Source organism: Acinetobacter sp. CY79 (assembly GCF_059515845.1).
The window spans coordinates 1-2,364 of sequence record NZ_JCAKMY010000069.1 but is presented as its reverse complement, the minus strand read 5'-3'; the positions used below and the strand labels follow the sequence as shown (position 1 = coordinate 2,364).

The 2,364-nt window shown below is 30.0% G+C and carries 3 protein-coding genes and 1 pseudogene; 2 read left to right on the top strand and 2 right to left on the bottom strand.

All coding sequences use genetic code 11. The features are described from left to right. Nucleotides 1-112: pseudogene (locus AC5YCE_RS15520) on the top strand (IS982 family transposase); the annotation flags it as partial. Between the two features lie 12 nt (nucleotides 113-124). Here the strand turns inward: AC5YCE_RS15520 and AC5YCE_RS15515 are convergent. Beyond that, nucleotides 125-568 carry a hypothetical protein gene (locus AC5YCE_RS15515; RefSeq protein WP_496172610.1) on the bottom strand — a complete coding sequence of 148 codons (444 nt, stop codon included), beginning with the start codon at nucleotides 566-568 and terminating at the stop codon, nucleotides 125-127. Continuing rightward, nucleotides 568-1,773 (bottom strand): hypothetical protein, encoded by a 1,206-nt coding sequence (locus AC5YCE_RS15510; RefSeq protein ID WP_496172609.1) that lies wholly within the window; start codon nucleotides 1,771-1,773, stop codon nucleotides 568-570. The genes AC5YCE_RS15515 and AC5YCE_RS15510 overlap by 1 nt, the downstream gene beginning before the upstream one ends. A 106-nt stretch (nucleotides 1,774-1,879) precedes the next feature. On the opposite strand from AC5YCE_RS15510, the gene AC5YCE_RS15505 reads away from it, so the two are divergent. Next, nucleotides 1,880-2,364: transposase (locus AC5YCE_RS15505; RefSeq protein ID WP_496170869.1), on the top strand; the 485-nt coding region annotated here is incomplete at its 3' end.

Sequence of the window (2,364 nt, the reverse complement as noted above, 5' to 3'; positions counted from 1 at the left end):
TAAAGCACGCAGTGTTCGTGGATTTCTCAGTGGAATTTACGCCTCGTTATGTGCATATCAATTAACCCATCGAAATAAGCCAACAATTCAAATTATTGATTCATCGGCTTAAGCAGGATTCGGGTTATTTAATATATGTTTCAATCAAAAAAACTAAAAAAACAAATAAAAAAATACAGGATATAAAAAAAATAAGATTAAAAATAATCCAATATTTAAAATTCAAAAAAATTAATTTCATATTTTTAAAACTTAGATTTGGATAAATATATGGATTGCTTTCATCACCTTTTTTAAAAAAAATCATGCTTTTTTTCTTTAGAAGTATAATCTCAAATAAATAACTTATATAAACCCTAGATAAACTTGAAGTCATAATTAAAATATCTTCCAAAGATACATATTCTATATAATCTTCATTATCGTACAATAAAATACTCAAGTCTTTTCTATTAGTATATATAAAAAATTTATTATAAAAAAAATATAAAACCAAAAATAGAAAAGAAAATATTAAAGTAAATAAAAATATTGCTTCACCAATGTTTAGACTCTTTATTAAATCCATTAACAAATTCCTACTTTTTTAGCTACCAACTCTTTAGCACCATCCCCGACATATTTACCACCATAATAAGATGCTACAGCAATTACTACTATGGCAGTTCCACCTGTAGATCCCACAATTAGCACAGCCCCTGCACCTGCAAGTGCTCCACCAATAACACCTCCAGTAAACTTTGCACTTTCAGTCAATAATACTTTCTTACCTAACTCTTTATCACCTGTACCATAAGCATCTAACACTTCGACGGCACCTACAGCTATTCCTAATCCAATCACCAGTCTTTTAGCATCTTTGAGACCCGCACTTACTTTGCCTAAATCCATTATCATTTTTTCATACATTTTCAAACCACCTTTAAATGCATCATCTCTTAAGAGAATGTCATTTTTTAAAAAATTCTTTAGTGCTGGTGAGTAGTTCACTTTTTTTATGGCATGAAAATCATTTTTTGCGATTTCATCTAATTGATTAAATAATTTTATATATTTTTGTCGAAATTTTTTTGCATTTACTGGTCTAGCAAGTGGAGAATTGTTTCTTAATTCAATTTGATATGCTTTATCAATCTCATCAGCAATTTTCTTTGCTCTTTTTATAGCATCTGCCTTCAATTGTTTAATTTCATTCCCTTTTAATTCTCTGTTTCCACTATCTTTGGCCTCCAGATATCCCATAATTGCACCAGCTTTATCTTCCACTTGCTCTAAAGCTGAATCTTCTTTGTCTGGATCACAATAAGATTTTTTAAATTCTGCCACTTTATCTACAGGAATTTCATTAGCCAAAATCATTTCATTAGCTTGTTCCCAATAATCAAAAAGAAGTTCATAATTTTGTGCAAAAAATTCCTGATCAAACTTATCTATCATTTTTAATTTTTTAATTTTTTCTTCAATACTAAATGCTAATTTTTTATATTCATTCAAAGCAGTATAATTTCCATACTTATTTGAGATGATAACAATTTGACATGGCTGTAAAACAGTATTCACATTTTTATCATTTAAATTTTGAATGTGTGCGTTATTATTACGAAAGATTGAATATTCTCGTGTTGTTGGAGGTTTGATATATATTCTTTTTAATAATGAATCGACCGTTTCTTTTTTCCTAATTAGCAACCAACCCACTTCCAAACCTTGGGATAAATAAGTCTCTTTAATATTATTTTCAGATTGTTTAGCTTTTGCCTGAGTTGATTTCAAACTATATGTATTATAACCCGAATCGCGGATAAGAAATTGACTTGAAAAATAAGAGGACTAGAGCCATCAGTTGAGTTACCACACAAAACTTAAAACTCTAGTCCCTATGTTTAATAGTACCGAATTATTCTGTTTAATTGATGATTTCTTTCTTAAATTTGAAGCAACCTATTGGAATTTCCTTAAACAAAGTCGTCGTTTCTCAAGAGTCCGAACCGCTCACTTGAGTATCTCAGAAATCACTTTTATTGCTATCTGGTATAAATGTTCTCATTTCACTAATTTCAAAGCCTTTTTTACATGGTTGAAACAGGATAAAAATCATTTATTTAAAAGCTTACCCTGTTACCAACGGATGATTCATCTGATCAATAGGCATCAATTAGCTCTACACGCTTTACATGTGGCACTGATGAAAGGTCAAGGTACACAATATTTATGGATTGATTCAACAACTTTGCCAGTTTGTAAAAATCAACGTATTCAGCGTCATAAATCATTAGTCCAAATTGCATCACGTGGTAGAAGCTCAATGGGCTGGTTTTATGGCTGTAAATTACATATTGCGATGAATCAATTTGGTGAAATTGC